5 protein-coding genes are annotated in these 5,898 nt (G+C 52.3%); all 5 read right to left on the bottom strand.

What is annotated here, in order from left to right:
• Window positions 1-733, bottom strand: a 733-nt coding sequence (locus tag WBV75_RS14440; protein ID WP_424121285.1) for a sugar nucleotide-binding protein, incomplete at its 3' end; no start/stop codon positions are given.
• 12 nt (window positions 734-745) lie between these two features.
• Window positions 746-1,831: a glycine cleavage system aminomethyltransferase GcvT gene (gene gcvT, locus WBV75_RS14445; protein ID WP_424121286.1), complete on the bottom strand. Its 1,086-nt coding sequence runs from the start codon at window positions 1,829-1,831 to the stop codon at window positions 746-748.
• Between the two features lie 70 nt (window positions 1,832-1,901).
• The gene (gene thrC / locus WBV75_RS14450; RefSeq protein WP_424121287.1) at window positions 1,902-3,191 is read right to left on the bottom strand and encodes a threonine synthase; all 1,290 of its coding nucleotides are present in this window, start codon (window positions 3,189-3,191) and stop codon (window positions 1,902-1,904) included.
• A 12-nt stretch (window positions 3,192-3,203) separates the two neighbouring features.
• Window positions 3,204-4,154: a homoserine kinase gene (locus WBV75_RS14455; RefSeq protein WP_424121288.1), complete on the bottom strand. Its 951-nt coding sequence runs from the start codon at window positions 4,152-4,154 to the stop codon at window positions 3,204-3,206.
• A 23-nt stretch (window positions 4,155-4,177) separates the two neighbouring features.
• The coding region (gene thrA, locus WBV75_RS14460) for a bifunctional aspartate kinase/homoserine dehydrogenase I (protein WP_424121289.1) at window positions 4,178-5,898 on the bottom strand (1,721 nt) is incomplete at its 5' end.

A 5,898-nucleotide genomic window follows, 5' to 3' on the forward strand; every position in this document is an offset into this window, starting at 1 on the left:
CTTCATTGGTGGTGTACACCCTTTTGAATACGGGGTGCTTGGGGCTCAGGTGGGTGGTGATTTCCCGGATGAAATCGTCGTGATGTACGAGGTCTTTGGAGCCCAGGTGGCAAATCCCGGATTTATTCCGGTTGATCATATAATGTACCTGCTGCGCCAGTTTATCGTCCGAGGTCACATTCATCACCAGGTTTGGAAAGACCTCAATGGGCTGCTCCTGATGCAGGGCTTCCTTGATTTCTTTGATTCGGGGGGAGGTGTTCCCAAAGACCATTGGCAGCCGCAGGATGGCAGATTTCCGGGGGTGAAGCCGGAGCAACATATTCTCAATACGGATCTTCAGCCGGCCGTAGATGCTCTCCGAGAGGGTTTTATCGTACTCATAGGAGGGGTATTTGCTATAGGCGTCAAATACATTGGCGGAGGAGAGAAAGAACAGTCGTATCCGTTTGCGGCTGATGAATTCTGTAAGGTGAACATGGGCTTGTACCTGGGCTGCGAAATCACCCCTCAGGGCTGAGATGACCACATCGGGTTTCACTTCCTGCAGCAGGCGGTGGATATCATCTTCCCGCATGTCGTATCGGAAGAATTGCCCGTTATCCTCAAAACTCCTTCGGGCCGAACAATAGGTGCCAAAAGTATTGTAGTAATTGCAGAGCTCTTTATACAGGGCGTTCCCCAGGAAACCGCTGCCTCCCAATATCAGTATTCGCTTACCAGTTTGCTCCACGTTTGTTTCTGCTTACCCTTTGTAGAATGGGGGTCTGACTACGGTAGCCGGCAGGTTGTTTTTACGGATTTGAATCCCGATGGTGGTCCCGGGCTTCGTATGGGAAACGGGGACATACCCCATCCCGATCCCTTTACCCAGGGAAGGGGACATGGTACCCGAGGTGACTACTCCGATAGGCGTGCCCTCGGTGTCTGTGATGGTGTATCCCTGTCTCGGGATTCCGCGATCCTCAAGTTCAAAACCGACCAGTTTACGCGTTACCCCGGCTTCCTTCTGGGCTTTAAGGGCCTCGCTGTTTACAAAGTCCTTGGTGAATTTTGTAATCCAGCCCAACCCGGCTTCCAGGGGCGAGGTGGTATCGTCGATATCATTTCCGTAGAGGCAATACCCCATCTCCAGGCGGAGGGTATCCCTTGCGGCAAGGCCTATGGGTTTAATCCCGTAAGAAGCTCCGGCCTCCAGTACTTTGTCCCAGACCTGTTGCACCTCGTCATTCTTGCAATAGATCTCAAAACCGCCTGAACCCGTATAGCCCGTGGCCGAAATAATAACGTGCGGAATGTCCGCAAAATCGCCCACTACAAAATGGTAGAAAGGAATGCCCGCAAGGTCAACAGAGGAGAGGGATTGCATAGCTTCAGCGGCTTTGGGACCCTGTATAGCCAAAAGGGAATAGGCCTCAGAGAGGTTTCGCATCTCGGCCCCGATTCCTTCATTGTATTTGGAAATATGCGCCCAGTCCTTCTCGATGTTCGACGCGTTCACTACCAAAAGATACGTTTCCGGTTTTACCTGGTACACGATCAGGTCGTCCACAACCCCACCGGTTTCATTGGGCAGGCAGCTGTATTGGGCACGCCCGACTTCGAGTTTGGAAGCATCGTTTGACGTCACCTTTTGAATCAGTTCCAGGGCCCTGGGTCCTTCGATAAGAAATTCCCCCATATGGGAGACGTCAAATACCCCGACGCCCTCGCGTACCGTCTGGTGTTCCACCGTCACGCCTTCGTAGGAAACAGGCATATTGTATCCGGCAAAAGGAACCATTTTAGCTCCAAGGGTTTTGTGGGTAGCAGAAAGGGCAATTTCTTTCATAAGATCCAGGCTTTAGATGGATGTAAAAGTATTGAAAATAGTTGGAAGAATCCGGGAGTAAAATTCGGGTTTAACGCAGGGCTTCCCTCAATTCCTCATAGGTGCTGATGTCTGAAAAAACCTTTTCCCGATCCAAAAGTCCGCGGATTTGCAAAGGGAGTTCCAGTTCCCGATCCAGGCAAGTTTCAACGGTCTCCCTGAATTTGATGGGATGAGCCGTTTCCAGAAAGATCCCCGTGTGGCCTGGATGGTCTTCCAGGTATTTTACAAGGCCAAGGTACCCCACAGCTCCATGGGGGTCGGCGATATACCCGTAAAATTGGAATAAGGTTTGAATAGCCTCAAGCGTCTGCTTATCGGTATAGGAATACGCGGAAAGCTTGGCCGCCAGTTTTGGAAAATCGTTTTTAAAAAGTTCCCGGATCCGGACAAAATTACTCGGGTCCGCCACATCCATGGCGTTGGACAGGGTGGGGACCGCAGGTTTGGGATCGTAATTCCGGGATTCCATATATCTCGGAATGGTATCGTTGGGGTTTGTAGCGGCTATAAAATGTGCAGCGGGCATGCCCATTTGAGATGCCAGCAGGCCGGCACAGAGATTGCCGAAGTTGCCGCTGGGTACTGAAAAAACCGGAGGGGCGGCCTCAGGGGGAAGCTGCCGTATGGCGCTTAGGTAGTACAACATCTGCGGCAGCCACCGGGCTACATTTATGCTGTTGGCGGAGGTCAGGGCCTGGTTTTCAAAGAGGACGGGATCCTGAAAAGCCCGCTTCACAAGGGCCTGGCAGTCGTCAAAGGTCCCCTGTACGCGTAAAGCCCTGATATTGGCCCCAAGGGTGGTCAATTGCCTTTCCTGAATATCGCTAACCTTATCTTTGGGGTAGAGGATGACAACTTCCACGCCGGGTACATTTAAAAACCCACGGGCCACGGCGCCCCCTGTGTCCCCGCTGGTAGCGACCAGCACCACTGTTTTCAGGTCGGTCTGCCCGGAGAAATAACCGAGACACCCCGCCATAAAGGTGGCCCCCACATCCTTAAAGGCCATAGTAGGCCCGTGAAAGAGTTCCAAAACTGAAATCGAATACTCCAGGGGAAGCAGGGGGAACTCAAAACTCAGCGTTTTTTCAAGAATGGCTTTTAGCTCAGGGAGCGGAATGGATTCTCCCGTAAAGGCCTGCATGAGCTGCACCGCGCTTTCCAGGAAGTCCTTATTGGGTAATTCCCCCCAGAATTTTGAGGAAAATCGCGGGATCTCCTTAGGAAAATAGAGTCCCCGATCCGGGGCAATCCCTCGGAGGGCAGCCTCTTTAAAAGAAACCTCGGGCGCTTGTCGTTGCAGGCTGTAATACATCATGGCTGGGTAGGCTTATATGAGAATATCTGTCTGTTCATCCCACAGGCGAACGCCTTTTTTGTTTATCGCTGAGGTGTACGTTTTAAAAGGAATGCCCAGGGAACTATAATATGAGATTAGGCTTTGTTCGGTATGCAAGGCGGTTTCCTTTCCCCGGCTCAGGGCAAAGACCGAAGGTCCGGATCCGGAGATCCCAAAGCCAAGGGCACCTGCCTTAAGGGCTGCCTCCCGCAAGTCCTCAAATCCAGGGATCAGCAGGGAGCGCAGGGGTTCAATTATGCCATCTTCCAGAGACCGGCTGATCAGGCCGTAGTCTTCTGTGAAGAGGCCCGTTACCAGGCCACCCACATTGCCCCATTGCCGTATACCCTTTTCCAGGGTGATGGTTCGTTTGAGGATACTTCGGGAATCCGAAGTCTTTAATTCGATCTGAGGATGTAACAGGGTGGCGTAGAGGAGGGGAGGGCAGTGGATGCGTGCGATATCCAGGGGATCGTAACTGCGGATCAGGGTGATTCCCCCATAGAGGGCGGGAGCCACATTATCGGCATGGGGCGCGCCACTGGCAAGGGCTTCCCCCAGGGCTGCAAACCCCACAAGGCGCTTTGGGGAAAAGGGCTCGCCCAACAATTTGTTTACTGCCCAGACGGCCCCGGCTGCGCTGGCGGCACTACTGCCGATTCCGCTGCCCGGGAGGATTTGCTTTTCAATTTCTATGACCACCCCGCCCTGAAAATCAGAAGCTTGAAGCAGGGCAATGGCCGCCACCCCGGCGACGTTTTTTTCGGCCTCCATAGGCAGGTTCGCCCCCGTGATCCTTGTTATCTGTACGCCCGGCTCCTGGGTAAGGCCTACTGTCATCCGGTCGCCGATCCCTTCAAGGGCAAGGCCCAGTACATCAAAGCCACAGGAGAGGTTGGCTATGGTCGCCGGAGCAAAAATCGCAATGCTTGAAGATTCCATAAATTGTTTTGTTCCGGGTGGTTTTAGAAATTGCCGGCCCGGATGATATCTGCAAATAACCCTGAGGCAGTCACATCTGCCCCTGCTCCGGCCCCTTTGATCATCAAAGGTTGTTCCGGGTACCGGTCAGTGTAAAACAACACAATATTATCGCTTCCCCTAAGGTTAAAAAAATCGTGTCCCTGGGGTATCGCCTCGAGTTTTACCATGGCAGAATCTATATTGAATTCTGCTACGTATTTCAGGCGTTTTCCATCTTTATCAGCCGCCTTGTAAAGCCTTTCAAAATGGGGTTCCCCCTCCTCCAGGGTCTTGTAAATCGCTTCTGTATCTGCGGTGTTCTGGGCGGCATCCGGCAGGAAAGAGTGGTTTTCGATGTCATCTAACTCCAGGGCAAAACCACTTTCCCGGGCCAGGATCAGGATTTTACGCATAACGTCTATACCGCTTAAGTCGATTCTCGGATCCGGCTCTGTAAAACCTTCCTTTTGGGCGACGCGAACAACATCGGCAAAACGGTCTGTCCCGTCGTAGGTGTTCCAAATAAAGTTTAAACTCCCCGATAAAACAGCCTGTATCTTGTGAATGCGGTCTCCCGAAAGTACCAGGTTCTTTAAAGTGTCGATCACCGGGAGACCCGCCCCGACATTGGTCTCAAAAAGAAAGGGGGCCGTATAGGTGCGCGCCAGGTGCTTCAACTCCAGATATTGGGAATAGCGATCCGAACAGGCAATTTTATTACAGGTGACCACGGCCACGCTCTCTTTGAGGTAAGCGGCATACCATCCAGATATTTCAGCGCTGGCCGTATTGTCGATAAAGATGGAGTTTCTCAGGTTTGCCTTGCGCACCATGTCAAAATACCCTTTTGGGCTTGCGGGCACCCCTTCTTCTAAGACGGAGGCCCACTGATCGAGCGGGATCCCTTTTTCCCGATATACCATTTTACGGGAATTGGAAATACCGACTACCCGTATAAGGAGGCGGTAGTCTTTTTTCAGCACTTTTTGCTGTTCCCGAATCTGGTTCAGCAGGCGGGAACCGACATTGCCGACCCCCATGACAAAAAGGTTCAACTGCTTTACCTGTTCTTCAAAAAAGGCCTCGTGCAGGGTGTTTAACGCTTTTTTGACATCGCTGCTGCCGATGACGACTGAAATATTTCGCTCGGAGGCGCCTTGTGCAATGGCCCTGATATTGACATTGTTACGCCCCAGGGTGCTGAACATCCTGCCACTAAGGCCCTGATGCTGTTTCATTCGGTCTCCCACCAGGGCGACGATGGAAAGGTCGGTCTCTACCCGAACCGGGGTGATCCCCCCTTTTTCAATTTCCCGTTCAAAGGCCTGGTTCACTGCTTCTGAGGCCATGGATGCCTGGCTTTCCCGGATTCCCACACAAATAGAATGTTCTGAAGATGCCTGGGTAATAAAGACAACATTGATTTCCTTTTGCCAAAGGACTTCAAAAAAACGGTGGCTGATACCCGGAATTCCGATCATCCCCGGACCTTCCAGGGAGAGCAAAGCAATACCGGGCACGTAACTGATTCCCCGTACCGTGCGCCCGTGGGGATTGCCATCTACTTCAATCCGGGTACCGCGCTCTTCGGGTTTGAAGGTGTTTCTTATCAGGATGGGGATGTTCGCCTGCAGTGCAGGGCGTATGGTGGGGGGGTAAAGTACTTTTGCCCCGAAATGTGAGAGTTCCATGGCCTCTTCATAGGAGAGGGTGGGAATGGGCC

Origin of the sequence: Robiginitalea sp., from assembly GCF_049588695.1 — a bacterium.
In the GTDB taxonomy this organism is placed as follows: Bacteria; Bacteroidota; Bacteroidia; order Flavobacteriales; family Flavobacteriaceae; genus Robiginitalea.